Consider the following 24,200-nt stretch of genomic DNA (forward strand, 5'->3'; position numbering starts at 1 on the left):
TGGATTAAAACTCATAATCTTTCTTATAAAATTTCTTTTCTTGCAGGAATTCTAGCCTATTTCCTTCTGTCCTGAATTTGGTACGAATAGACCTTCTTCCTTTTTCAATATCAGACACAAAACTAAAAAAATGCAAGTGTGGCCCTGAAGACCAGCCAATATTACCACTGAGTGCAATCTTGTCGCCTCGCTTGATAATATCGCCTTTCTTGACAAAAGAACCATTGGTATTTATATGTGTATATTCGGCTAAAGTGCCATCTTCGTGATAGACGACGATATAATTATTAAATTCGGCACAGTCTTTTTTCATACAATTTTCCGTATTGCTGTCTTGCACATCAACTACAATTGCATCTCTAACGGCCGTGATTTCAGTACCAATCGGCATGATAAAGTCAAGTGCAAATTCGCCTTGATGTGAAATCTTTCCGTTGTAGCCTTGCCCTATCATATATTCTTCACCCTGCTTATACGGCAGACTATACGGAAAATCAATATCATATTTCTTAAGGTTGATATCGCCTAACAGAAAAGAGTTCTGGTATTTGAAATTGAATTCTTTTTTCAAATCAACTACAGATATTTCGGCAATTACGAATCTTTTAGTCCTTGCCGGAACCAGCACATAAGGCGCTTTGAGGCTGCTTCTCATGTTTACTAATTCGGCACGCATCAAGACTGATACTGGACAAAATTCGTTATTGTCTGCAAATACGACTGTTTTTCCTTCTATAAATTCCCTATAAACCTTAACATCGCGCTGTTGCGAAAAAAGCATCAGAGGAGCGAGCAATAAAAAAAGGGCAATGATTTTCTTCATAACTACTATCATAAAACGTAAGGGTTACAATATATCAAAAGTAATGTCGATATAAAAACGACTTTCCTTCAAATCTATTTTACGCTTCATAAAATTTACCAAACGATGATGCTACTATTCATAAAAAGCTTAATTTTGCACTCCAATTTACAATTCTATGAGAACCAAGACGTTAAAGAAAAACAAGATTAATGTAATCACTTTAGGATGTTCTAAAAACGTGTATGACAGTGAAGTGCTGATGGGACAATTGCGTGCCAGCGGCAAAGATGTTGAGCATGAGGCACCAGCTGAAAGAGAAGGAAACATTATCGTTATCAACACTTGCGGTTTTATTGATAATGCGAAGGAAGAATCTGTAAATATGATCCTGAATTATGTCGACAAAAAAGAGCAAGGTTTAGTAGACAAAGTATTCGTAACCGGATGTTTATCTGAAAGATACAAACCAGACTTAATCAAGGAAATTCCTAACGTAGACCAATATTTTGGAACAACAGAATTGCCAGGATTATTGAAAGCGCTTGGCGCCGATTACCGACATGAATTGCTTGGCGAGCGTTTGACGACCACTCCAAAAAATTATGCTTACCTTAAAATAGCGGAAGGATGTGACCGTCCTTGTAGTTTTTGCGCGATTCCATTAATGCGCGGCAAACACGTTTCTCAGCCAATAGAAAAATTGGTAAACGAGGCAAAAGGATTGGCCAAGAACGGCGTAAAAGAACTTATATTAATCGCACAAGACCTGACGTATTACGGGCTTGACTTATACAAAAAAAGAAATCTGGCTGAATTGCTAGAAAATCTAGCCGCGGTAGAAGGTATCGAATGGATTCGTCTGCATTATGCTTTCCCTACAGGATTTCCGATGGATGTGCTGGAACTGATGAAACGCGAGCCTAAAATCTGCAACTACCTTGATATTCCGTTACAGCATATTTCTGACAAGATCTTAAAATCGATGCGTCGCGGAACAACACAGGCCAAGACAACAAAACTTATCAACGACTTCCGCGAAGCTGTTCCAGGAATGACTATCAGGACAACTTTGATTGTCGGTTATCCAGGTGAAACAGAAGAAGATTTCCAAATCCTAAAAAATTGGGTCGAAGAAATGCGTTTTGAAAGATTAGGTTGTTTTGCCTATTCACATGAAGAAAATACGCATGCTTACTTGCTTGAGGATGATGTTCCTGCTGAAGTGAAACAGCAGCGCGCTAATGAAATCATGGAAATACAGTCACAAATTTCATGGGAATTGAATCAAGAAAAAATCGGGCAGACTTTCCGTTGTATTATTGACAGAAAAGAAGGAGCTCACTTTATTGGTAGAACTGAATTTGACAGCCCTGATGTTGATAATGAAGTTTTAATCGACGCTTCAAAAGCATACTTAAAAACAGGCGAATTTGTAAATGTAAAGATTACAGATGCAGCCGAATTTGATTTATATGGCGAGGCTATTCTATAAAGAAAGTTGCCTTCCAAAATAAAAAAAGCCTTGACCGAGTCAGGGCTTTTTTATGTTACCATAATTTCAAAAAATAGGCTTGATAGGGATAGCGTTCGTAAATTGCGTTATCTTCATTGATAGTAAATCCATTCTTATAATCTGCAATAGCCTTGCGTAGCAACACATCGGCTTCCTTGCTCCTTCCTAGCTTGTGCAGGCACAAAAACTTGTAATATTCTGCATCTGAAAATTCTGGATAGGTTTGAAGCGCCTTATCAAATTCCGTCACTGCAGCCTCGAATTTTCCTAATTCATACTTTGCGATTCCTAAATAAAATACATCTAAAAAATGTGCTTCCACTCCACCTCTAGCCTGAAGCGCCTCTCGATCGATTTCCAGTATCTTTTCTGCTTCACTGAATTTCCCCAACTGCAAACAACAAAGCGCAATGTAGAAATCATAGGTATGATCCATCACGTACGAATTGCCGCTAATTGCTTTGGCAGCCTCAAAATCTTTGATTGCCTCAGTATAATTCTTAGAAAAAATACATTTCATAAAAGCCCTATAATCCATATATTGCTTCGGATCTAAGTCCACGGCTTTGTCGAGTATCGGCATTGCTATTTCATATTTGCCTTGTTTGAAAAGCGGCATTGCTTTTTGTTGCCAAGCATAAGCCGAACGTGGATGATCTTTCAATATGGCGTCGAGAGCTAATTGATAATCTTGCGAAAACAAGAATAATTTACTTGCTTCTGAAATGCGTTTTTCTACTATTTCTTTTTCAGTCTGCCCTTGAACATTAAAACCAATTAGAAAGACAAGAATTGCAACTATTATTTTCATTGACAAAAATTTAATCATTGTCTTACAAATGTATCATTATTACGGAAAGACTGTGTTAATGGAAGCTACTTCTTGGTTAATGGCTTGTTAACTGTTATACAAATGCCATCTTCTATATAGTATCCCTATATTCTAAGATATCGGCTGGCTGACAGTCCAGTGCCTTGCAAATTGCCTCCAACGTGCTAAACCGAACGGCTTTTGCTTTTCCTGTTTTTAAGATGGAAAGGTTAGACAATGTTATATCAACCTTTTCTGAAAGCTCATTTAACGACATCTTGCGCCTTGCCATCATTACGTCTAAGTTTACTATTATGGGCATGAGTTATATGGTTAAATCATTTTCGGACTGGATTTCTATACCTCTTTTGAAAATCTGCGCTATTATTAGAAGAATAATGCCCATGAATATCCATACATCTTCGCCACCTAAACGCAAATACAGTATATCAGGCATTTCTACACCTTGCTTGACCAACCACTCACTATAGTTAACTCCGCAATGCGAAAATAAACCTACTCCTAAAGCCAAGTAAGATAATCCTGAAATAAAGCGTTGCATCTCTTTATTAAAAGGTTGCGATATGCTTAGTTTTTTATTGTGTAAAATCCTTATAATCAGATAAAACATGATCGCTCGCATTACTGACACAATAATCATCACTGATATCATTATGACAAAATATCCATGATCATATTTATAAAGGCTTGACAGGTCAATTTCTTTCCAAAAAAATCCAGCTTCGGGTTCCAGTGCAAATGTAAAAATAGCATTGAAAATAAAACCACCTGCTTCAATACCGACACCAATAAATAATAGCCAGCAAATGATGTACAACACCTTAAGCATCTCTTTACTACCAATTTTAATTTCCATAATTGTTCGATTTTAAATTTCTATGGGACAAATATATTTATTTTTATTGAAAAACAATAAATATATAATGAAAAATAAAAATTATTTCTTGATTACAGGTTAAATTATATTGATAAAAGGCATATTATATGAATAAAAACAAGTGTAATTTTATTCCGTATGTTCGATTTTCAAAGGGGTATTAGCTTAACTTTATAGAAAAAAGATCATGAAAACAGATTGGTTTATTATCGGCATAGTAGTTCTGTTCGCAGTTGTTTTGATCATTCTTCTGGTTAAGCGAAACTTGAAAGACAAAAAAGAAATCGAAAAATTTCTTAACGAAGACCATAAAGCAAACCCAAAAGAAGAATCTGAGATGAACGACGACCGCTAAACAGCACAACATGATGTTAAAAAGCATCACATTTTTATTATTAGCCCAAAAATGAGTAAGTTTGGGTCTTGAAATTTTCAACTTATGAAGACTAAATTATTTTTTATCGCGGCAATAGTATTCATGCTCCTACCTGATACAGCTTCTGCTCAATATTACGGTAGTAGTACTGGTGGTGTTGATAGGTCTATCGGCAGAGAAGTAAGAGGAAATGGCCCTAGAAACAAGAATAAAAAAGCAACTAACGATTTTGGAGAGGTTTGGGCTAAGTACTTGGGCCAAGAACTAAATTTGGACGGACTGCAATATGCCGGAGTAAAGTCTATCATGAATGAGAATAGAGAAAGTCTTGAACAAATCTCAAAAGACGAAACCCTGCACCCGCAAGAAAAAAAGAACAAAATGCTCGAGATCATGAATAAAATTGACATTCAAATCTTAAAGTTTCTTTCTAAGGAACAGGGAGAAAAATATACCAAACTTAAAGAAGAGCGAGAAAGAAGAGCGATGACGCAATAAAAGCATCAAAGTACTAACAGGCCTTGCTCTCGCAAAGAATTCACTGGCCTGCTCTGCCAAAACAATTCAAAATCGTCTAATCCTGCATTTTCATAATCTGTCTTCACTTCTTGGTACGTATAGATTTTTGAATTAGAAACAGCTATCTTAGCAAGCATATCAGCTAGCCAAATTCCTTGTTCCTTGCTTGCCGTAATGCTGAAAGCTTCTTTTTTGGTATGAAAATCCAACGAAGCCATTTCCCAAGAATTGCCTTTTTTAGATTTACTATAGGTTGAAATAGAAGGCTTGCTACCGATCCAGACTATTTTTGCCGAAGGTTTTACCAACGAATCTTCTTCTTCATGTATTGCATTATAAATGTAATCGCTTGGTATTTTGGTACGTGGTACTTTGAATTCAAACCAATCTTGAAGTTGAAAGTCAAAACAGATTCCATGCATATAGTTAAAAAGTGACTTTTTTAATCCGAAACTGAACGCATCATGGTCGGTTCCCGTTTTGTCGATATGAATAATATCATTATTAGCAAAAGTTCCAACGACTTCCGTTTCTTTCAAGACGCCAAATTTTTCAGGATACATTCCCACCGGACTATGCGCTGTCATGGCAAATTGATGCCAAAAACCAGATTGCAAGATTCCGATTTCGAATAACTGGCGTACCATTTCTAACGAATCAATAGTCTCCTGAGCTGTTTGGGTCGGAAAACCGTACATCAAATAGGCATGAACCATAATTCCTGCTTCAGTAAAATTCCTCGTCACGCGAGCTACCTGTGCTACAGTCACACCTTTTTGAATGAGCTCCAACAGCCTGTCAGATGCGACTTCCAATCCCCCAGAGATTGCAATACAGCCGGAGGCCTTAAGTAATAGGCATAAATCTCGGGTAAAACTTTTTTCAAAACGAATATTTGTCCACCAAGTAACCGTCAGTTTTCTTCGGAGAATCTCCAACGCCAAAGCTCTCATTAATGCAGGAGGTGCCGCTTCATCAACAAAATGGAAACCGTTTTGTCCCGTTTGCGCGATTAGCTCCTCCATTCTATCGCAGAGCAACTTGGCGGCAACCGGCTCGTATATCTTTATATAGTCGAGAGAAATATCACAGAAAGTACATTTTCCCCAATAGCAGCCATGAGCCATAGTAAGTTTGTTCCATCTTCCGTCGCTCCACATTCTATGCATCGGATTGACAATTTCTATGACAGAAATATAGTGATCCAGAAGCAGGTCGGAATAGTCCGGCGTTCCTACTTCGGACTGTTTATAGTCTTTTTTAGCAGAATTATTTTTATAGGAAATCTTTCCGTTCTCTAAAAGAAAAGTTCGCTTATAGGAATCATATTCTGAATTCTGCATGCTCAAAATCAGCTCTTCGAGCGGCACTTCACCGTCATCCAATGTAATAAAATCAAAGAATTCCATCACTCTGACATCCGCCAGCGAACGCAGTTCCGTATTTGGAAAGCCGCCTCCCATCGCAATCTTTGTCTCGGAAAAATGCTTTTTAATAAATTGGGCACTTTTAAAAGCACTGTATAAATTACCTGGAAAAGGAACTGAAAAGCAAACCAATTGCGGTTGCAGCTTTTTCATTTTCTTATTTAGATTTTCAAGCAATAGCCTATCTATATAAGTCGGTTCTTTTCGTAACATTTCGTAAAGCGAATCAAAAGAATTGGCAGAACGTCCCATTCTTTCTGCATAGCGACTGAATCCGAAATTTTCATCGACACACTCGATAATCAGGTCTGAAATATCTTCAAGATATAAAGTCGCCAAATGCTTGGCTTTATCTTGTGTTCCCATTGTTCCAAATGCCCAATCCAATTCTTCCAATTGTGAAAACCGTGAGGCTTCCGGCAGAAAATCTTCTTGACAAATCAGATGAGAAAGCGTAGGATTTTTGCCTTGCATAAAGAGCATGACCGAATCAATCGTTTTGATATACTCTTCTTGAAGTGCAAGAATCCTCTTTGCATTTTCTGATTTTTCTTTCGCTTTTTCGGCTTCAATAAACAAATCAGTTAATCCTTGCTTTGAAAATAATTCCAATATAACTTCAATCCCAAGGTCAGCTTGAAAGGATGTAATGTTTTTCGTGTTCAAAAATCCTTTTATATAAGCCGTAGCCGGATAGGGAGTATTCAGCTGGGTAAAAGGTGGCGTGATTAGAAAAACGGTAGGATTCAAAACATACAAATTGAATTGCAAAAATATTGCTTATTTATGAAAATGCCTGTATAAAAAGAAAAAACTCCCGATTGGGAGTTTTGAATTCTAAATTTAATCTTTAGTCAGGAATTCATCGAGTGCTTCTTCCCGAATTTCTTGCTCTTCTTTATAGAGATTTTTTAGGTATTTTTCCATCCCAAAAAACATGATTATAAGCAAGAACAGAATGGTCGCCATATAATAAGCTGTTCCCATTCCAATAGAAATCATTCCGCCTCCCATACCATCAGCCATTGATGAAACGGCGTTCAGTTCGCTCGAACTTTTGATGATGATACCGAAAATCAGCAGTACCAAAAATCCGATGGCTGAAAAAATGATATGCAGCAAACCTTTACGTTTGATTCTTATAAAACTGAATATGAGTCCGGCTATAGCCATCAGAAACGGAATCCCCATCATGATCATCATCGCGATTCTTGAATTTTTCTCATCAGCAGTTTCTGCTGGCACCGGAAGTCCTTCTGTTTTCTTCGGATTTCCATCTTCATCAACTGAAGAATCTTGAGTCGTATCAAACAAATCTTTTCCTAGTTTTTCCTGCATTTTTTTTGAAAATTCATTGCTTTTCATTTTTTCTTTCATGTCTGTTCCTACAACATAGTCAAAACCAGTTACAGAAACCAATTCTGTCGTACCACATTTGATGGTTATAAACGGAAAGAAAAAACAGATTAAGATTACCGTATAACTTGGAATCGGAAGTAAATCTGAAATGATTTTGAGTGCTCTCATAAAAGGTTTGTCTTTTTTATATTTCATTTCAAACATAACACATATATCTTAAATTTCAGACAAAACTGATTCCATTTTATAAAATTATTTTTTTCCTGATTTCTTTTTAGCTTTTACTTTTTCTTTTTAACCAACTCCATCTTATTCTTAATCCTCTTTTCAACTTCGCTGATTTCAGATTCTGAAGCATAGCAAATAGAATGCAGCTTCGCATTTCTGATTTCTTTTTTTGCTTTCTTGAATTCATGCTGCGTCTCAAACAGAATGGCTTTCTTTATAAAAATCTCGGCTTTACTTATACCTTTAATAGTAAGTGCAAAATCGATTAATTTCTGCGCTTCTTCATAATCTTCATTTAGGATAAGCGTTTGGATATAATGCGGATAGACTTCAAGCGCATGGATATTGATCGTAAAAGCTTCTTCAAAGTAATTTTTAGCGGCTTCATAATTCAATAGCTGTTCTGCTTGGATTCTTCCGTAAAGGCAAAGCACCATGGTATTTTTAGCATCATAGGAAAAAGCGTAATCTAAAGACTCTATGGTTTCTTCAAGCGAATATGGATAGCTATCCAATGCTTGGAATACATATTTATCAATTGTTTTCATTTCTTAAATCTGTTTTTAATTTCTGGCGTATTCCTTTGTAGCTTTTCTCAATTTTATTCTTCTTAAAATCTGTGCCGGTAAATGTTCTTGTGGGATTACCACGCTGAATGTTCAACTGGTTTTCCCATTGCTTACCGACATGATTCTTGAGTTCTTGCAAGGTTTCGCCTTCTAATTTTTTTAATAATCGTTCTGTTGCCAGTTTTTTGTTTTGGTGCTGCGAACGACTGTCCATTGCCACGACAGCAATTCCTGTCGGCAGATGTGTCGCTCTGACAGCAGAACTCACTTTGTTGACGTGCTGACCTCCTGCTCCTGAACTTCGCATTGCTTGGTACTGGATATCGTTTTCTGAAACTGTCCAATTCTTTTGTGGCTCTATTTCAAAAATTCCGATAAACCAATTCTTGCGTTTGTGCATCTTTCTGAATTGGCTTTGCCCGATCCATTGAATCGTTCCCAACCAAGAATTTGCAAAGGTTGTAGCATTTTTTCCTTTCAAGGAAACTGTAGCTGTTTCGACCGTTCCATTTTCAGAACCTGCCTGTCGCTGCAACACTATAGCTTCGAGTTGCTGTTCTTGTGCTTCTTCCAAAACTTTTTTAAGCACTTGGGCAACTACCCAAGTGCATTCTGCAGGTCCGCGACCCGCTGTTATCTGAATTATTTTTTCCATTTTTTTACTTTTTAACGGTCCATCCTGACAATTTTCGGAGTAAAAGTTCCAAGTACTTCTACCAATTCGCTCTGGTTCGCCATTACCTTCGTAATGTCTTTGTATGCCATGGGTGCTTCATCAATATTGCCTCCAATCAGAGTGACATCATTGGCCTGCAGCACTTTTTTAATTTCGCTTTGCGTAAAAGTACTTTTGCACTTTGCTCTTGAAAATAATCTTCCGGCACCATGAGAAGCCGAATTCAAGCTTTCTGTATTTCCTTTTCCTCTAACAATATAGCCTGGCGCAGTCATCGAACCTGGAATGATTCCCAATTGTCCTTCTGCCGCTGGAGTCGCTCCTTTTCTATGAACGATACATTCCTTGCCATTGACCATTTCCTTCCATGCAAAATTGTGATGGTTTTCGATGGTCACTACTACTCTTTTTCCAAGCGCTTTGGCAATTCTCCGATGGATATCGTCATGGCAAGCCTTGGCATAATCACCAGCCAGATTCATTGCCAGCCAATATTCCTTTCCGTCATGCGTGTTCAGATCGAGCCAAGCCAAATGCTGTACATTTTTTGGCAACGGACATTGTTTTGTTGCCAGATAGGTATAATGCTTCGCAATATTAGCTCCTAATCCTCGCGAACCGCTGTGGGAAAGAACAGCGAAATACTCCCCTGCTCCTATTTTCCACTCGTCAAGCGGATTATCGATTTTGACTATTCCAAACTCCACAAAATGATTTCCTCCTCCAGACGTACCCAACTGTTTGTAGGCTTTGTCCAAAAGGCGTTTCAACAGCGGAATGCCTTGAAATTCTTGTCTGTAAAATACCTCATGATCCGCCTTTATTGCATGCGTTTCATTCATTCCAAACTTGGTATGGTCTTTCAAGATACCCTGCAGCTGATGATCTTTCCCTTTCAGGAAGGTTACGGGCAGGTCAAAAATCGAAAGGCTCATGCGGCAACCAATATCGACACCAACTCCATACGGAATCACTGCATTGTCTGTTGCTAAAACACCCCCAATCGGCAGACCATATCCTGAATGTGCATCGGGCATCAAAGCTCCTGCTATCGAAATCGGCAGTTTCAATGAATCATACAATTGAAACTTGGCCTGTTCATCGATTTCATTTTCTCCAAAAATCGTAAACGGAACTCGCGTCGTTTTCAATTGGTGCATTCTCACTTGGACAGGGTTTATCAAACCTTCGGCAACTTTTCCCCAAGTTCCATGTCCGCTGAATTTGTCCGGATAGAGCAAAACTTCCTTTGCTTCTGTCAGAATGGATTCTTTTTTTTCTCTTTTTCTATATCTATTTATCTGCCCTAAGGCGATATTTATTGAATTGTTTTTTGGAAAGCCTAATTTGATAAGGTCTTTTCCAGATAATTTATTTCCCATAAATTTTGTTGATTCGTAATTTCTTTGTGCACAGCCTTGAATCAATTTCTAAATGATTTAAAAATGAGACATAAGCGTGCTAAACCTTTTATCCTTTCGGATAAATAATGGAACTGACTTTCGGGAAAATTTTGAAGTGTCTAGAATAAAAAAGCCCGAAACTAAATGGCTTCGGGCTTTTTCATATATCTAAAAATGTATTTCTAAGATTGAAATAAGCCACGAAGTCGCACCGCACCAAATCCTGTTGGTGAGTAGCTTTGAAATGATGATGTTGATACAAACATTTTTCTTCGTTTTAAAAGTGTTACTAATTTTTTCGTGTGCAAATATTTAGAATAGTTTTCGGATTATCCAAATTTAATTGTAAAAAAGTCGAAAGTTTTTAAAGTTGGAAGTCATAAAGTCCCCTGTTTATCGTATTTATCGTAATTAAAAAGCCATTTATCTTTCGACTTTTTGACTTTCGACTTTAAGACTTATTTAATTATTTATGCCTTAATTTTATTTATTTTTACAAAAAATTTCTAAACTATGCCAACCGACTGTATCAGTTATCAAGAATCTGGTTATTTCACATCGCTCATCAACGATTATCTAAATCAAAAACCAGACGTACAGTCGCTTTACCATCGATTTCCTACTTTAGAAAATTTTGAAAAGCAATTGCTTGAAAAAGAAAAGAATTTCAATTCAAGTGATAATTTGAAGCGAAAAACGTTGGTTTCTGCTTTAGAAAAACAATATTCAAAACTCAATGTTTCTGACTTGACAAAATTGAACATTAAAGCATTGGGAAGTTCTAAAACATTTACGATTACGACCGGGCATCAGCTAAACTTGTTTACTGGACCATTGTATTTTTTATATAAAATCGTTTCGACGATCAATCTTACGAAGCAATTAAAATTAAAATATCCTGAGTATAATTTCGTGCCAGTATATTGGATGGCAACGGAAGACCATGATTTTGAAGAAATCAACTATTTCAATCTTCATGGAAAAAAAGTACGTTGGAATACAGAAAGCGGCGGACCAGTAGGAAGATTGTCTACTCAAGGATTAGAAGAGGTCTTTGAAATTTTTTCTTTGGAACTAGGCATCGGAAAAAATGCGGAATATCTTAAAAAACTATTCCATGAATCCTATGTAAATCATACTAATTTGGCGGATGCGACTCGCTTTCTTGCGAACGAATTATTTGGAAAAACGGGCTTAGTGGTTTTGGATGCCGATACTCCTGAACTAAAAAAGATATTTATTCCTTATGCAAAAGAAGAGCTTCTGAAACAGACCTCGCATCAAAAGGTAATGGAAACTTCCGAAAAGCTAAAAGATTATAATATCCAAGTAAATCCACGCGAAATCAACCTTTTTTATATCGAAGACGATTTCCGTGAGCGAATTATTCTGCAAAACGGATACTACTATATCAACAACAGAGAACTAAAATTTACGCAATCAGAAATAGTACAACTGCTAGAAAATCATCCTGAAAAATTCAGCCCAAATGTTATCATGCGACCTCTATATCAAGAAGTCATCTTGCCGAATCTTTGCTATATAGGCGGCGGCGGCGAATTAGCCTATTGGTTGGAATTAAAATCATATTTTGAAGCTTCTGACGTTACTTTCCCTATTTTGCTTTTGCGAAATTCGGTTCTTTTAGCTACAGAAAAATTGGCAAAAAAAGCAGATAAATTAAATCTAACGTGGAAAGACCTATTTTCAAAACAACAAGATTTGATGAATGCTAAAGTGAAAACGTTTTCAGAATTCCCGATTGATTTTACAGAACAGAAAGCATTTTTAAGAAAACAATTTGATGACCTGAACGAAATGGCAAAACAAACCGACAAGTCTTTTATCGGAGCTGTAAAAGCCCAAGAAATCAAACAAATCAAAGGTTTAGATAATCTGGAGAAACGGCTGCTAAAAGCTGAAAAGAAAAAGCATCAAGAAGAATTGGAGCGCATAGCCGATCTTCAGAACGAGCTATTCCCAAACAAAAGCTTGCAGGAAAGGATTGTAAACTTTTCTGAATTTTATCTCGGATATGGCGATGTGCTGCTCGATAAATTGTTTGAAGAATTGAATCCTATGGAGCAAAAATTTAAAGTCGTAGTTCTTTAGTGACTGTCAGTTCAGACAATACTTAAATTTATACTCCTAATTCTTGCAATTGTTTTTCGTGTTCTGTTAAAAAACACTACTTTTGCGCCAAATCTAAAAAAAATACAATGGCAACGAATAGAACATTCACAATGATTAAGCCTGATGCAGTTGAAAACGGACACATCGGCGGAATTTTAAACATGATTACAGAAGGTGGTTTTAAAATTGTTTCTTTGAAACTGACACAGCTTACTGTAGCTGATGCTCAAAAATTTTATGCAGTTCACAGCGCAAGACCATTCTACGGGGAATTGGTTGAATTCATGTCTAGAGGTCCAATCGTAGCGGCTATCTTAGAAAAAGATAACGCTGTTGAAGATTTCAGAACTTTAATCGGGGCTACAAATCCTGCTGATGCTGCTGAAGGAACTATCCGTAAAAAATATGCAAAATCAATTGGAGAGAACGCTGTTCACGGTTCTGATAGCGATGAAAATGCAGCTATCGAAGGTGCTTTCCACTTCGCTGGAAGAGAGCAATTCTAATTCGAAGCAACCTAAATAAAAAAAATCCGTTTCATTTGAAACGGATTTTTTTATGTTTAATTTTTAGTCTTTTGAATCTATCTAAAAACTATTTCCTTCACAATGTCCCGACGAAATTCTTCGTTGATCATTCGTATAATTTTCTCTTTTCCGTAACTTAATTCTTGTCGTAATACCGCTGAAGTAAGTTCTACATACAGGGTGTTTTTACGCAACGTAACTTCCTTGGTATAACTATTCACGCCATTGCCCATCAAGGAAATCCAAGCTTCTTTTACCGCAATTTGATCAATTCCAGGCTGGAGTTTGTTGGCTTCAATGATATGCTTCAAAACATCTCCAACCGAACTGTCATTATTTAGTCTCTTCGCCATCTAGCAGGTTTATTGGGGTTGCTTTTTTGTATTGGTATTCTATTTTTTGCTGGTTAACAATGGTCATCTTATCTTCAGAAATCGATTTTAATTCTTCTTCCCATTTCGCATATTCTGTTTTGTAATCCAGATATATCTTCCCGTCTTTTTCTACAATTTCAACTGCTTCGGAAGAATCATCTGCAAGAAATTTTCCATTCAACTGTGGACTTACTTTTTTACGAAAGCCTTTATAATTATTGTCAATTTCAAAGAAATCATATGTCGTATTGATTTTATAATCTTTTTCCGATCCATCGGCCAAAATCACTTTTTCGATTTCCCAATAGCCATTCAGTTTTTTAGCATCTTCTTTTGATACTTTTTGGGCGCAGGCCGTAAGCATCAGCGTTGTAAACAGTAATAGAACTCCTTTTTTCATCTTAAAATTTAAAAAAATAAAATTACCACTATTTGTCATGATAAAAAAGCTTCTGGGTTAAACTATTTGGTATTTTTAAAGTCTATATAAGAAACCCTACACCATGAGAAAAATATACTACCCTTTGTTTCTTATCCTTGCTTTGGCCGGATGCAGTTCTGAAAGCAATGAATCCAGTCCGTCTGAATCCTTATACTTTCCACCTTTGGAAGAAAATGCATTATGGGAAACAAAATCATTGAGTTCATTAGGATGGAATGAAAATGCTACAGCACCGCTCCTTTCTTATTTGGAAGAAAAACACACCAAAGGCTTTATCATTTTAGTTGATGGAAAGATTGTGATGGAAAACTATTTCAACGGGCATTCTGCTTCATCCAACTGGTATTGGGCAAGTGCAGGAAAAACGTTGACAGCAACAATGGTTGGAATTGCTGAACAGGAAAACCATCTGAACATTAACGACAAGGTTTCAGATTATCTAGGCCATGGATGGACAAGCCTTCCCTTAGCAAAAGAAAACCTGATAACGAATAAGCATTTACTTACCATGACTTCTGGCCTTGAAGATATTGATAATGGTGACTGTGTAGAGCCTGAATGCCTTACTTATAAAGCTGATGCAGGAACACGCTGGGCCTATCATAATGTCTATGTCAAGCTTCAAGATGTCGTGGCAGATGCCGTCTCAACAACGTACAGCAGTTATTTCAATACAAAATTAAGAGACAAGATAGGAATGAATGGCGCTTGGATTCAGTCTGGAAACAACAGCGTTTATTGGAGTACCACTCGAAGCATGGCCCGTTTTGGCCTGCTCATGCTCAACAAAGGGAAGTGGAATAATGAAGTGATACTGAATGAAAATTACTTTAATGCCGCGACAAACACGTCTCAAAATATCAATCTAGGGTATGGATATTTATGGTGGCTAAACGGAAAATCCAGTTATCATCTGCCTCAGACGCAGCTACAATTTTCTGGAAGTATAATTCCGGACGGCCCAAATGACATGTTTATGGCATTAGGCAAAAATGACCAGAAAATCTACGTAATTCCTAGTCGGAAGATGGTCGTAATTCGAATGGGCGATGCGGCCGACAACGTCAATCTGGCCTTATCTGATTTTGATGAAGTCCTGTGGCAAAAAATAAATTCGCTAATTAATTAGCGAATTTATTTTATTTCTTTTTTGCATTGACGTGTTTCTTATTTCCAGAGCCTCCTTTGATAAGATTCCGAGCTGCCATAAAAAATGCGGCCCATCCTAAAAACACAAATAAATAATAGATTGCCTGTATCTTGCCTTCAAAAAATCTCGATATAAAAATCAAGAGCACGAACAAGATATAAAGGTGTAGCGGTTTTACATTTTTTATTGAAAAGGCCATAGTAGTCTTTATTTAAAAAACGAATCTACAAATTCTATTTTATTAAAAACTTGCAAATCTTCAATCCCTTCTCCTACACCTATATACTTCACAGGTATTTGGAACTGGTCTGAAATTCCGATTACAACACCGCCTTTTGCAGTTCCATCTAATTTAGTTACAGCAAGAGCTGAAACTTCAGTAGCAGCCGTAAATTGTTTGGCTTGTTCAAAAGCATTTTGGCCCGTAGATCCGTCAAGAACTAATAAAACATCGTGGGGAGCATCGGCTACGACTTTCTGCATCACGCGCTTTACTTTTGTCAATTCGTTCATCAGGTTTACTTTGTTGTGCAGACGCCCGGCCGTATCAATGATTACGACATCAGCGTTTTGAGAAACTGCGGACTGAAGGGTATCGAAAGCTACAGAAGCCGGATCGCTTCCCATTTGCTGTTTTACGATAGGAACGCCAACTCTGTCTGCCCAAATCTGCAATTGATCGATAGCTGCAGCACGAAAAGTATCGGCAGCACCAAGAACAACTTTGTATCCAGCTTTGTTGAATTGATGAGCCAGCTTTCCAATAGTAGTTGTTTTCCCAACTCCATTGACTCCGACAACCATCAAGACATAAGGTTTTTTATCTTTTGGTATTTCAAACTCTGTGGCTTCGCCAGAATTTGTTTCTGATAATAATCCTGCAATTTCCTCACGAAGAATTTGATTCAGCTCGTCAGTCCCGAGGTATTTGTCATTGGCAACACGCTCTTCGATTCTAGCGATAATTTTCAGGGTCGTATTTACACCTACATCTGATGAAACTAAGATTTCTTCTAGATTGTCAAGGACTTCATCATCAACTTTTGATTTCCCCGCTACGGCTTTGGTAAGCTTTGAAAAGAAAGAGGTTTTTGTTTTTTCTAGGCCTTTATCAAGGCTTTCTTTTTTTTCTGATGAAAATATTTTCTTAAAAAAACTCATTTTTTTGATTGGTTAGATTTTGCGGCTATCAGATTTTATACATTCTAATATTCCTAAAATTTAAGGAAAACGACATGATTCGTCTTCTCTAAATTTCAAGACAAATATAAAAATAAAAAAGCTACTTCCGAATGAAAGTAGCTTTTCTATATAATGTCTGAATGATTATTTCTTTTTCAAGAACTCGTCAACTAATTCAGGAGCCATAACGCTTTCAACGAAAGTGTAAGCACCAGTCTTAGGAGATTTTACCATTTTGATAGCTTTTGTTAATCTCTTAGAAGCTGTCTGTAAGGTTGCTACGGTTTTCTTTGCCATGACTAATAATTATTTAATTTCTTTATGAACAGTTACTCTTTTCAAGATTGGATTAAATTTTTTAATCTCTAATCTGTCTGGAGTATTTTTTTTGTTCTTTGTTGTTATGTATCTTGATGTACCTGGTTGACCACTAGTTTTGTGCTCAGTACATTCTAAAATTACTTGGATTCTATTACCTTTCTTTGCCATCTTGCTATATATTATTTAGGAAGGATTATTTAATAAATCCGTTAGCTTTAGCTTCTTTCAAAACTGCAGCAATTCCGTTTTTGTTGATAGTTTTTATTGTAGATGCAGCTACTCTAAGAGTAATCCATCTGTCTTCTTCAGGAAGATAAAAACGTTTTTTAACTAAGTTTACAGAAAATTTTCTCTTAGTCTTGTTCATCGCGTGGGAAACATTGTTTCCAACCATCGCTCTTTTACCCGTAAGGTCACAAACTCTTGACATTATGCTTATCTTTTATCGTTATTCAAAATCAGGGTGCAAAGAAACAAAAAAGAAACCTTTATACAAAATAATTAAAGTAGATTTTTTAAAATTTCTTTCTGAAGCATTTCAAAAGCCGTATTTACCGCTCTATCAATGACTTTTTCGCGCGGTTGGCCAAAGTGGAATTCTTCGCATATTATATTATTTGGAGCCGGATTTGGCGTTGCCAAAGCAATAAAAACCGTTCCTACTTCCGCCGGCGAATCTCCTTTTTCTGGCCCTGCATTTCCTGTAGTAGCAATGGCATAATCGGTTTGAAGCAATTTTTGAGCCCCAAGCGCCATCTCAATAGCTACTTCTCGGCTTACAACAGAATACTTTTCAATCAGCTCTTGCGAAACTTTTAAGATTTCGGTCTTTACTTCGGTTGCATAACTCACCACGCCTCCTTTAAAGTAAGCTGAAGAACCTGGAATCGAAGTAAGCAATTGGGCTATTTTGCCTCCTGTGCAGCTTTCGGCCGTAGAAACTGTCATTTTATTTTTCGTCAGCAATCTGCCAAGAATCACTTCTAACGTTTCGTTTTCATCATAGCCTACGATGATATCGCCTATAATCTTTGAAAGCGAATCCACATTTTCTTCAATGGCATTTTGCAGAACCTGCTTGTCTGTTCCTCGCGCAGAAAGACGGAGCCTCACTCTTCCGGGGCTTGGTAAATAGGCCAGCTTTATAAACTCAGGAAGATTGTTCTCCCAGGCTTCAATTCTTTCAGCCACAAGACTTTCTCCTTGTCCGTAGGTAAGTACGGTTTTATGAATAATAAACGGACGTTTATATTCTCTTACCACTTTTGGCACAACTTCATTTTCGATGAGATATTTCATCTCGTAAGGAACGCCTGGAAGAGAAACAAATACTGTATTTTCTTTTTTGAGCCACATTCCCGGAGCCGTGCCAACTTTATTGTGCAACACAGTCGCTTTTGACGGAACAAGTGCTTGGTCTTTGTTTATTTGAGAAATGGGACGCTTGTAAAATCCCTCAATTAATTCTGTCACATGAGCAAGAACCTGTTCATTTACAACCAATTCATCTTCAAAATAGTCGCAAAGCGTTTTTTTGGTGATATCATCTTTTGTCGGACCTAAACCGCCGGTAATAACAACCAGTTCTACTTGATTTTGAAGGTATTTCAGCGTTTCTAAAATATGTTCTCGGCTGTCGCTGATAGAAATTACTTCGTGGATATCAATCCCTATTTTGTCTAGAGATTTTGCTATAAAAGCAGAATTGGTATCGATAATCTGCCCGATCAGGATTTCATCTCCTATGGTTACAATAGTTGCTTTCACAGATATTTTTGATTTTGTATTGCAGACTTGAGAATTTTAAACGAACTAAATATTAAAATCCTTACGGATTTCTTTGACCGCTTTCTCAACCCTATCTGCTATACTTTTGTAGGTTTCTTTGATTTCTTTCTTTTTTCCCTCGCGTTTTGTCCAATCTTCAATCAAAAGAATTTCTTCAAAAGCTACGGTCATGCCAAGCAAATCTAAAGTTGGCTTGATCTTATGGGCATAGCCATAAGCCAGCTTATAGTCTTTCTCTTTTATTCCTTTTTTGACATTTTTCAAGTCAGCCGGAACCTCAGTTACGAAAAGATTTATGATGTCTTGGACAAACTCGCTATCGTTATCCGAAATCTCATAGACTTTTGCTAGATTGTAATGTATAGCCATTATTTTACTTGTATTCTAAATAATTTATGTCCTTCTAAAAATCCTTCCAGAATATCATCTGGATTGACTCTTTCAACTCCTTCTGGCGTTCCTGTGAATATAATATCGCCGATTTTCAGCGTAAAATATTGCGAAACATAAGAAATAAGTTCGTCAATCTTCCAGAGCATGTGGCTTGTATTTCCAATCTGGACTGGTTTTCCATTGTTGGTCAATTCAAATGTAAGATTTTCTAGAGAATTGAATTGCGATTTTGGCAAAAATTCTCCAATGACTGCCGAACCGTCAAACGCTTTCGCTTTTTCCCACGGAAGTCCTTTTTCTTTTAGGGTTGCTTGTACATCACGTGCCGTAAAATCAATTCCTAAGCCGATCTCATCATAATATTTGTGAGCGAATTTAGGCTCTATATGTTTTCCTACCCTATTTATTTTGACCAAAATTTCGACCTCATGATGAATGTCGTTGCTGAATTCTGGAATAAAAAAAGGAAAATTTTTAGGAAGTATTGCAGTATCCGGTTTTAAGAAAATTACAGGCTCCGAAGGTTTCTCGTTTTGCAACTCTTCGATATGCTTGGTGTAATTTCTTCCGATGCAGATTATTTTCATAAACTCAATGTTCTGTTTTCACATTCTAGTAAAAAATCGCAAACGGATCTTACTAGCTTAGTTTGTTATTCAGTTTTCTCAGCTTGATAGCCGTCAACACTTTTTTAGTATATAACGGAAAGTCTGCATTTTGTATCCATCCAAAATAGCCTGGCTCAGCCTCAAGGACTTTTTCAACCTTGGCGCCTTTGTGTTTTCCGAAAGTAAAAATTTCCTCGTTGTCTTTGTCTAAAGCGATAAAACCTGCAAAATCAACTGATTTTTTTCGTGTCGTATATTCCGAAAGCGATTTCATATCATGAGGAAGATCTTCATAACGAGTCAACTGCGCTTTTAATATTTCATAAGTCGCCATAGTGTCGGCTTCTGCAGAATGCGCATTTTCAAGGCTCTGTCCGCAATAAAATTTATAAGCAGCACTTAAGGTTCTTTCTTCTTTTTTATGGAAAATTGTCTGGATATCTACCGCAACACGGTTTTTCATATCAAAATCAACTCCGGCACGCAATAGCTCCTCTGCCAATAAAGGAATGTCAAATCGATCTGAATTGAATCCGGCCAAATCTGAATCTTTTACCATAGTGTGAATCGTAACGGCCAGTTCTTTAAAAGTCGGCTCATTCGCTACTTTTTCGTTGGTAATTCCATGAACAGCAGTAGTCTGAGGCGGTATAGGCATTTCTGGATTTACAAGCCAGGTCCTGCTTTCTTTATTTCCGTTTGGAAAAACTTTAAATATTGATATTTCTACAATCCTGTCTTTACAGATATCGATTCCTGTGGTTTCGAGGTCGAAAAAACAGATTGGTTTTGTCAGTTTAAGTTCCATCTTCTTGTTTTTATGGACTGCAAAGATAACGGTTTTTGTATTGAATTTCCGTTCAAAAGTTTGCTGTTTATGCTATAGACAAACATCAAAACCTTTTATTGTCAGCTTCTTATTTTCTAGAGTCTTCAAGAATTTATGAAGAAAAAAACTACTCCTTCTAAGTTTTTCATTAGATTTACTTTATGCCTCGGGCAATTAACAACTCTGATATGAAAATTAAAACAATTGTCGCATTTGCTCTTATCCTTTCAAGCCTTTCAGCCTATTCACAAGACAAAAACTTGCAGTGGATTAATGAGAATGCAGTTTCTTTAGCTGAAAATCATTCCTCTGATACTACTTTTTCATTTTTGGATTCGGAATTAAAAGAAAATACTATTCTAGGATTAGGAGAAGCTTCGCATGGAACGCACGAATTTTATACCCAAAAAACACATATTATCCAATATTTAATCACGAATAGCAATTATAAGCTAATTGGCTTTGAACTCACGCAAGCCTACCTCAAACCTATTAATGATTATATCCAAAATGGAAACGGAGACCTGAAAAGACTTATGAAAGACCTCATGCTATACAATACTCAGGAAATTTTCGAACTTTTTCAATGGATAAAAGAATACAACCAAAAACAGACGGCTTCTAAAAAAGTACTTCTTTTTGGATTTGACAGTGAAGATTTTTGGTACGACCCTCTTACAAGAGACAAAAACATGGCCGAAACAATTATTAAGACACAAAAAGTCGATAAGCTGAAAACAATCATCTGGAGTCATAATGTACACATAGCAAAAGACAAAACCATGGCAGAAGTTGAGGCAATGGGCGGTTATCTAAAGCAAGAATTCGGTTCTAAATACTATGCTTTGGGTTTTGACACTTATAAGGGAAGCGTAAATGTAATCGCGGAAGGAAAAATTGCAAAACATAGCTTTGATTCTGATCCAAATACATTTTCTGGATTGTTTTCTAAAGCAAAAGCAGGCAGCTTTTTTCTTTCTTTTCACAAAAAATCAAATCCTTTTTTGCAGAATAAAAACAAAATCACCAACATCTATTCGGTATGGACAGAGAGCAGAGCCTTGCCGATACAGCCAGGCTTAGATTTTGATGCTATTGTATTCGTTCGCGAAACTACTGCATCTTTTATCCTTGAATAGAACACAGTTTAGGGCATAAAAAAACCTCTCGCTTGAGAGGTTTTTATTTATAATGGATTCGATTAGAAATCTCTATTGACATCAAAAGCTTCAAGATAATCGGCAACGCGTTTCACAAAGCTTCCTCCTAATGCGCCGTCTACAACACGGTGATCGTAGCTGTGAGAAAGGAACATTTTTTGACGGATTCCGATAAAATCGCCTTCAGGAGTTTCAATAACCGCCGGTACTTTTCGGATAGCTCCAAGAGCCAAAATTCCTACTTGAGGCTGGTTGATAATCGGCGTTCCGAAGACACTGCCGAAAGTTCCTACGTTTGTAACCGTGTAGGTTCCTCCTTGCGTATCGTCTGGTTTTAGTTTTCCTGCTTTTGCACGGTTCCCTAAATCGTTCACCGCTTTTGCCATACCTACAAGGTTTAGCTGGTCAGCATTTTTGATTACAGGAACAATCAGGTTTCCGTTTGGCAATGCTGCCGCCATTCCAAGATTGATATTTTTTCTTTTGATGATATAATCGCCGTCAACAGAAATATTCATTCCAGGGAAATCTTTCAAGGCTTTCGCCACAGCTTCCATAAAGATTGGCGTAAAAGTCAGCTTCTCGCCTTCTCTTTTTTCGAAAGCATTTTTTACTTTATCTCTCCATTTCACGATGTTCGTCACATCAACTTCGATAAACGACTGAACGTGGGCCGAAGTCTGAACTGAAGCAACCATATAGCCTGAAATCAGCTTGCGCATTCTGTCCATCTCCACAATTTCATCGCCTCCGTTTACTGAAACCGGAACCGCCGCTGTAGCTTTAGGTGCAGGACTGCTTGATGCAGAAACTACCGGAGCTGGAGCCTCTTGGCTTGTTCCTTTAGTTTCTTTTCTTTTTGCTACATAGCCTAATATATCATCTTTTGTTACTCTTCCATCTTTCCCAGAACCATTGATTGATTCTAATTCAGCTACAGAAACTCCTTCTTCTTTTGCAATGTTTTTTACTAAGGGTGAAAAGAATTTTTCTGAATTGGAGAAATCTTGCGGTGTCGAAACAGCTTGCTGTGCCGCTTCTACCGTTTTTTCGATTACGGCTGCTGAAGCTGGCGCTTCTTCTTTTGGTGCTTCTACAACAACACCTCCTGATACCTCAATATAAGCGATTGTCTGACCGACTTTTACAACGTCGTCAACATTGAAAAGGATTTCAGATAAAACTCCTGATACTTCAGAAGGCACTTCAGAATCTACTTTGTCGGTAGCAATTTCAAGTACTGCTTCGTCGGCTTCAATTGGGTCGCCTACTTTTTTTAGCCAGTTGGTAATGGTTGCTTCTGCAACGCTCTCTCCCATTTTTGGAAGTTTCAATTCAAATTTTGCCATATTGTTAACCTAATGGTGAATTTTTATTTTCTGCTTGCAAAATTAGTGATAATTTTTAGGCTACGCCAAGAATTATATAATTTTACGATACTTTTTTTAAACACAAACTGCACAAATTTATTCTAAATTTGAAGCATTAAGAACTTAATCTTCATCATTTTAAAATCGAACGACTTCTCCTCTGTCGTTATTGCTATTGCTTCCAATAATGAAATCGGATTTTTTAGGCAGTATTTTAAAAGTCATATTTTTGTTTTTGTGTGCTTCCAAAACGGAGATGCACTCCTTGAACGTAAGATGATTGTTATCAAGAATCACTTCTACAGGCTCCTTATCCGAAAACGTTTGCGAAAATACTGCTTTTTGGTTTTCAAATTTCTGGATTTGGATATTTTTTTTCAGCGCAACTTGCAATTTTTCTTTAAGAACTTGGTCATCTGACACAAAAATATAACTTTCTGGATTAATTTTAGGTTTCGATTTTCCTTGAAACATTTTTATGAAAGAGAAGAAAAGCATTCCAAATTTCATAAAAATCGAGAAGAAAATCGAGGACTTCATATTCTTCTCATAAAACAACTCCATTCCTTGCTGAAAACGCTTCATGTAAGTTCCGTCTTTTACGGTACTTTCTCCTTTATAGTGAATGATGCTGGTTTCGTGAAAATAATAATTTGACAGCCCTTTCTTTAGTACAGAAAACGAAAAGTCAATATCTTCTCCGTACATAAAATACCGTTCGTCAAAGCCTCCTACTTCTTTGTAAAGTTCTCGCTTCAACACCATAAAAGCGCCAACTAAAACAGCAACCTTTCCTGCCTGATTTTCTGCAAGATGTCCCGCGTAATAACGTCCGAATATATTTGATGAAGATGCTATTTTATAAAGTCCGGATATTTTTGTGAAGGCTACCCAAGGCGATGGAATTCCTCTTTTTGATTCAGGAAGAAAGTTTCCTGTCCCATCAATCAGCTTGCAGCCAATGATACCTAAATCGGTTTTGGTTCGGGCAAAGGCTAGGATTTTTTCAAATGTATCTTCGGCGACAACAGTATCCGGATTTAATATACAGACATATTCTCCCTTAGCGCTTTCAACTCCTATATTATTGCCTTTAGGGAAGCCAACATTTTCCTTGTTTTCGATTAAGATTACCTCCGGAAAACGTTCTTTTATCATCTGACAGCTATCGTCTGGCGAATTGTTGTCGACAACGATAATCTCCGCCTCAAGTCCGCGAATAGCTTCTTGGACGCTCAGAATGCACTGCTCGAGAAAATAACGGACATTGTAGTTGAGAATGATAACGGATAACTGCATTGAGCAAATATAAATAGATTTTTAGATTGCTCTATTAGGA

General features: G+C 37.1%; 29 protein-coding genes. 7 read left to right on the forward strand and 22 right to left on the reverse strand.

Annotated elements, in window-relative coordinates; genetic code table 11:
* Positions 1 to 4: 4 nt before the first annotated feature.
* Positions 5 to 823 carry a M23 family metallopeptidase gene (locus GGR22_RS02570; protein ID WP_182492439.1) on the reverse strand — a complete coding sequence of 273 codons (819 nt, stop codon included), beginning with the start codon at positions 821 to 823 and terminating at the stop codon, positions 5 to 7.
* A 157-nt stretch (positions 824 to 980) separates the two neighbouring features.
* Here GGR22_RS02570 and rimO point away from each other — a divergent pair, with 157 nt between their 5' ends.
* Positions 981 to 2,297, forward strand: coding sequence for a 30S ribosomal protein S12 methylthiotransferase RimO (rimO, locus tag GGR22_RS02575; RefSeq protein ID WP_182492440.1), 1,317 nt, complete (start codon positions 981 to 983; stop codon positions 2,295 to 2,297).
* A gap of 55 nt (positions 2,298 to 2,352) precedes the next feature.
* Here the strand turns inward: rimO and GGR22_RS02580 are convergent, their stop codons facing one another.
* The 3 genes from GGR22_RS02580 to GGR22_RS02590 form a co-directional block, all read right to left on the reverse strand.
* Complete coding sequence (locus GGR22_RS02580) at positions 2,353 to 3,129, reverse strand: tetratricopeptide repeat protein (RefSeq protein WP_182492441.1); 777 nt, start codon at positions 3,127 to 3,129, stop codon at positions 2,353 to 2,355.
* A gap of 112 nt (positions 3,130 to 3,241) precedes the next feature.
* Positions 3,242 to 3,451: a helix-turn-helix domain-containing protein gene (locus GGR22_RS02585; protein ID WP_182492442.1), complete on the reverse strand. Its 210-nt coding sequence runs from the start codon at positions 3,449 to 3,451 to the stop codon at positions 3,242 to 3,244.
* Positions 3,452 to 3,454: 3 nt separating this feature from the next.
* Positions 3,455 to 4,006 (reverse strand): DUF2975 domain-containing protein, encoded by a 552-nt coding sequence (locus GGR22_RS02590; RefSeq protein ID WP_182492443.1) that lies wholly within the window; start codon positions 4,004 to 4,006, stop codon positions 3,455 to 3,457.
* 208 nt (positions 4,007 to 4,214) lie between these two features.
* On the opposite strand from GGR22_RS02590, the gene GGR22_RS02595 reads away from it, so the two are divergent.
* Positions 4,215 to 4,382 (forward strand): FeoB-associated Cys-rich membrane protein, encoded by a 168-nt coding sequence (locus GGR22_RS02595; protein WP_182492444.1) that lies wholly within the window; start codon positions 4,215 to 4,217, stop codon positions 4,380 to 4,382.
* Between the two features lie 84 nt (positions 4,383 to 4,466).
* Entirely contained in the window at positions 4,467 to 4,901 is a 435-nt protein-coding gene (locus tag GGR22_RS02600) for a hypothetical protein (protein WP_121374840.1), read from the forward strand.
* 5 nt (positions 4,902 to 4,906) lie between these two features.
* Here GGR22_RS02600 and GGR22_RS02605 read toward each other — a convergent pair whose 3' ends face one another.
* The 5 genes from GGR22_RS02605 to GGR22_RS02625 all read right to left on the reverse strand — a co-directional run bounded on the left by GGR22_RS02605 (position 4,907) and on the right by GGR22_RS02625 (position 10,563).
* Positions 4,907 to 7,099 carry a B12-binding domain-containing radical SAM protein gene (locus GGR22_RS02605; protein ID WP_182492445.1) on the reverse strand — a complete coding sequence of 731 codons (2,193 nt, stop codon included), beginning with the start codon at positions 7,097 to 7,099 and terminating at the stop codon, positions 4,907 to 4,909.
* Between the two features lie 93 nt (positions 7,100 to 7,192).
* Positions 7,193 to 7,876, reverse strand: coding sequence for a hypothetical protein (locus tag GGR22_RS02610; protein WP_182492446.1), 684 nt, complete (start codon positions 7,874 to 7,876; stop codon positions 7,193 to 7,195).
* 113 nt (positions 7,877 to 7,989) lie between these two features.
* Positions 7,990 to 8,484 (reverse strand): tetratricopeptide repeat protein, encoded by a 495-nt coding sequence (locus GGR22_RS02615; RefSeq protein ID WP_182492447.1) that lies wholly within the window; start codon positions 8,482 to 8,484, stop codon positions 7,990 to 7,992.
* The gene (gene prfH / locus GGR22_RS02620; protein WP_121374843.1) at positions 8,471 to 9,160 is read right to left on the reverse strand and encodes a peptide chain release factor H; all 690 of its coding nucleotides are present in this window, start codon (positions 9,158 to 9,160) and stop codon (positions 8,471 to 8,473) included. The genes GGR22_RS02615 and prfH overlap by 14 nt, the downstream gene beginning before the upstream one ends.
* Before the next feature lie 11 nt (positions 9,161 to 9,171).
* Positions 9,172 to 10,563, reverse strand: a complete 1,392-nt coding sequence (locus GGR22_RS02625; RefSeq protein WP_182492448.1) for an RtcB family protein — start codon at positions 10,561 to 10,563, stop codon at positions 9,172 to 9,174.
* Positions 10,564 to 11,097: 534 nt separating this feature from the next.
* On the opposite strand from GGR22_RS02625, the gene bshC reads away from it, so the two are divergent.
* On the forward strand, positions 11,098 to 12,696 hold the full coding sequence (bshC, locus tag GGR22_RS02630) for a bacillithiol biosynthesis cysteine-adding enzyme BshC (protein ID WP_182492449.1): 1,599 nt from the start codon (positions 11,098 to 11,100) through the stop codon (positions 12,694 to 12,696).
* 107 nt (positions 12,697 to 12,803) lie between these two features.
* Positions 12,804 to 13,223 (forward strand): nucleoside-diphosphate kinase, encoded by a 420-nt coding sequence (locus tag GGR22_RS02635; protein WP_121374845.1) that lies wholly within the window; start codon positions 12,804 to 12,806, stop codon positions 13,221 to 13,223.
* Between the two features lie 77 nt (positions 13,224 to 13,300).
* Here GGR22_RS02635 and GGR22_RS02640 read toward each other — a convergent pair whose 3' ends face one another.
* Together GGR22_RS02640 and GGR22_RS02645 are read right to left on the reverse strand one after the other, a co-directional pair.
* Complete coding sequence (locus GGR22_RS02640) at positions 13,301 to 13,597, reverse strand: DUF721 domain-containing protein (RefSeq protein WP_182492450.1); 297 nt, start codon at positions 13,595 to 13,597, stop codon at positions 13,301 to 13,303.
* Positions 13,578 to 14,018 carry a hypothetical protein gene (locus GGR22_RS02645; RefSeq protein ID WP_182492451.1) on the reverse strand — a complete coding sequence of 147 codons (441 nt, stop codon included), beginning with the start codon at positions 14,016 to 14,018 and terminating at the stop codon, positions 13,578 to 13,580. Before GGR22_RS02645 ends, GGR22_RS02640 begins: the two co-directional genes overlap by 20 nt.
* A 103-nt stretch (positions 14,019 to 14,121) precedes the next feature.
* Here GGR22_RS02645 and GGR22_RS02650 point away from each other — a divergent pair, with 103 nt between their 5' ends.
* Positions 14,122 to 15,189: a serine hydrolase domain-containing protein gene (locus GGR22_RS02650; protein WP_182492452.1), complete on the forward strand. Its 1,068-nt coding sequence runs from the start codon at positions 14,122 to 14,124 to the stop codon at positions 15,187 to 15,189.
* Between the two features lie 10 nt (positions 15,190 to 15,199).
* Here GGR22_RS02650 and GGR22_RS02655 read toward each other — a convergent pair whose 3' ends face one another.
* The 9 genes from GGR22_RS02655 to GGR22_RS02695 form a co-directional block, all read right to left on the reverse strand.
* Entirely contained in the window at positions 15,200 to 15,409 is a 210-nt protein-coding gene (locus GGR22_RS02655; protein WP_182492453.1) for a hypothetical protein, read from the reverse strand.
* An 8-nt stretch (positions 15,410 to 15,417) separates the two neighbouring features.
* Positions 15,418 to 16,371, reverse strand: a complete 954-nt coding sequence (gene ftsY, locus GGR22_RS02660; protein ID WP_182492454.1) for a signal recognition particle-docking protein FtsY — start codon at positions 16,369 to 16,371, stop codon at positions 15,418 to 15,420.
* 165 nt (positions 16,372 to 16,536) lie between these two features.
* Entirely contained in the window at positions 16,537 to 16,689 is a 153-nt protein-coding gene (locus GGR22_RS02665) for a DUF4295 domain-containing protein (protein WP_113988621.1), read from the reverse strand.
* A gap of 9 nt (positions 16,690 to 16,698) precedes the next feature.
* Positions 16,699 to 16,881: a 50S ribosomal protein L33 gene (rpmG, locus tag GGR22_RS02670; protein WP_056069900.1), complete on the reverse strand. Its 183-nt coding sequence runs from the start codon at positions 16,879 to 16,881 to the stop codon at positions 16,699 to 16,701.
* Between the two features lie 25 nt (positions 16,882 to 16,906).
* Positions 16,907 to 17,143 carry a 50S ribosomal protein L28 gene (rpmB, locus tag GGR22_RS02675; protein WP_056069897.1) on the reverse strand — a complete coding sequence of 79 codons (237 nt, stop codon included), beginning with the start codon at positions 17,141 to 17,143 and terminating at the stop codon, positions 16,907 to 16,909.
* 71 nt (positions 17,144 to 17,214) lie between these two features.
* Complete coding sequence (locus GGR22_RS02680) at positions 17,215 to 18,480, reverse strand: competence/damage-inducible protein A (RefSeq protein WP_182492455.1); 1,266 nt, start codon at positions 18,478 to 18,480, stop codon at positions 17,215 to 17,217.
* 45 nt (positions 18,481 to 18,525) lie between these two features.
* Positions 18,526 to 18,870 carry an Hpt domain-containing protein gene (locus tag GGR22_RS02685; RefSeq protein ID WP_182492456.1) on the reverse strand — a complete coding sequence of 115 codons (345 nt, stop codon included), beginning with the start codon at positions 18,868 to 18,870 and terminating at the stop codon, positions 18,526 to 18,528.
* Positions 18,870 to 19,481, reverse strand: coding sequence for a fumarylacetoacetate hydrolase family protein (locus tag GGR22_RS02690; protein ID WP_121374852.1), 612 nt, complete (start codon positions 19,479 to 19,481; stop codon positions 18,870 to 18,872). The genes GGR22_RS02685 and GGR22_RS02690 overlap by 1 nt, the downstream gene beginning before the upstream one ends.
* A gap of 52 nt (positions 19,482 to 19,533) precedes the next feature.
* Positions 19,534 to 20,310: a 3'-5' exonuclease gene (locus GGR22_RS02695; RefSeq protein WP_121374853.1), complete on the reverse strand. Its 777-nt coding sequence runs from the start codon at positions 20,308 to 20,310 to the stop codon at positions 19,534 to 19,536.
* A 209-nt stretch (positions 20,311 to 20,519) separates the two neighbouring features.
* Here GGR22_RS02695 and GGR22_RS02700 point away from each other — a divergent pair, with 209 nt between their 5' ends.
* Entirely contained in the window at positions 20,520 to 21,470 is a 951-nt protein-coding gene (locus tag GGR22_RS02700; protein WP_182492457.1) for an erythromycin esterase family protein, read from the forward strand.
* 62 nt (positions 21,471 to 21,532) lie between these two features.
* Here GGR22_RS02700 and GGR22_RS02705 read toward each other — a convergent pair whose 3' ends face one another.
* Positions 21,533 to 22,840: a dihydrolipoamide acetyltransferase family protein gene (locus GGR22_RS02705; RefSeq protein WP_182492458.1), complete on the reverse strand. Its 1,308-nt coding sequence runs from the start codon at positions 22,838 to 22,840 to the stop codon at positions 21,533 to 21,535.
* Between the two features lie 159 nt (positions 22,841 to 22,999).
* On the reverse strand, positions 23,000 to 24,160 hold the full coding sequence (locus GGR22_RS02710; RefSeq protein WP_182492459.1) for a glycosyltransferase family 2 protein: 1,161 nt from the start codon (positions 24,158 to 24,160) through the stop codon (positions 23,000 to 23,002).
* Positions 24,161 to 24,200: the final 40 nt, after the last annotated feature.

This window comes from Flavobacterium gossypii, assembly GCF_014138495.1.
In the GTDB taxonomy this organism is placed as follows: Bacteria; Bacteroidota; Bacteroidia; order Flavobacteriales; family Flavobacteriaceae; genus Flavobacterium; species Flavobacterium endophyticum.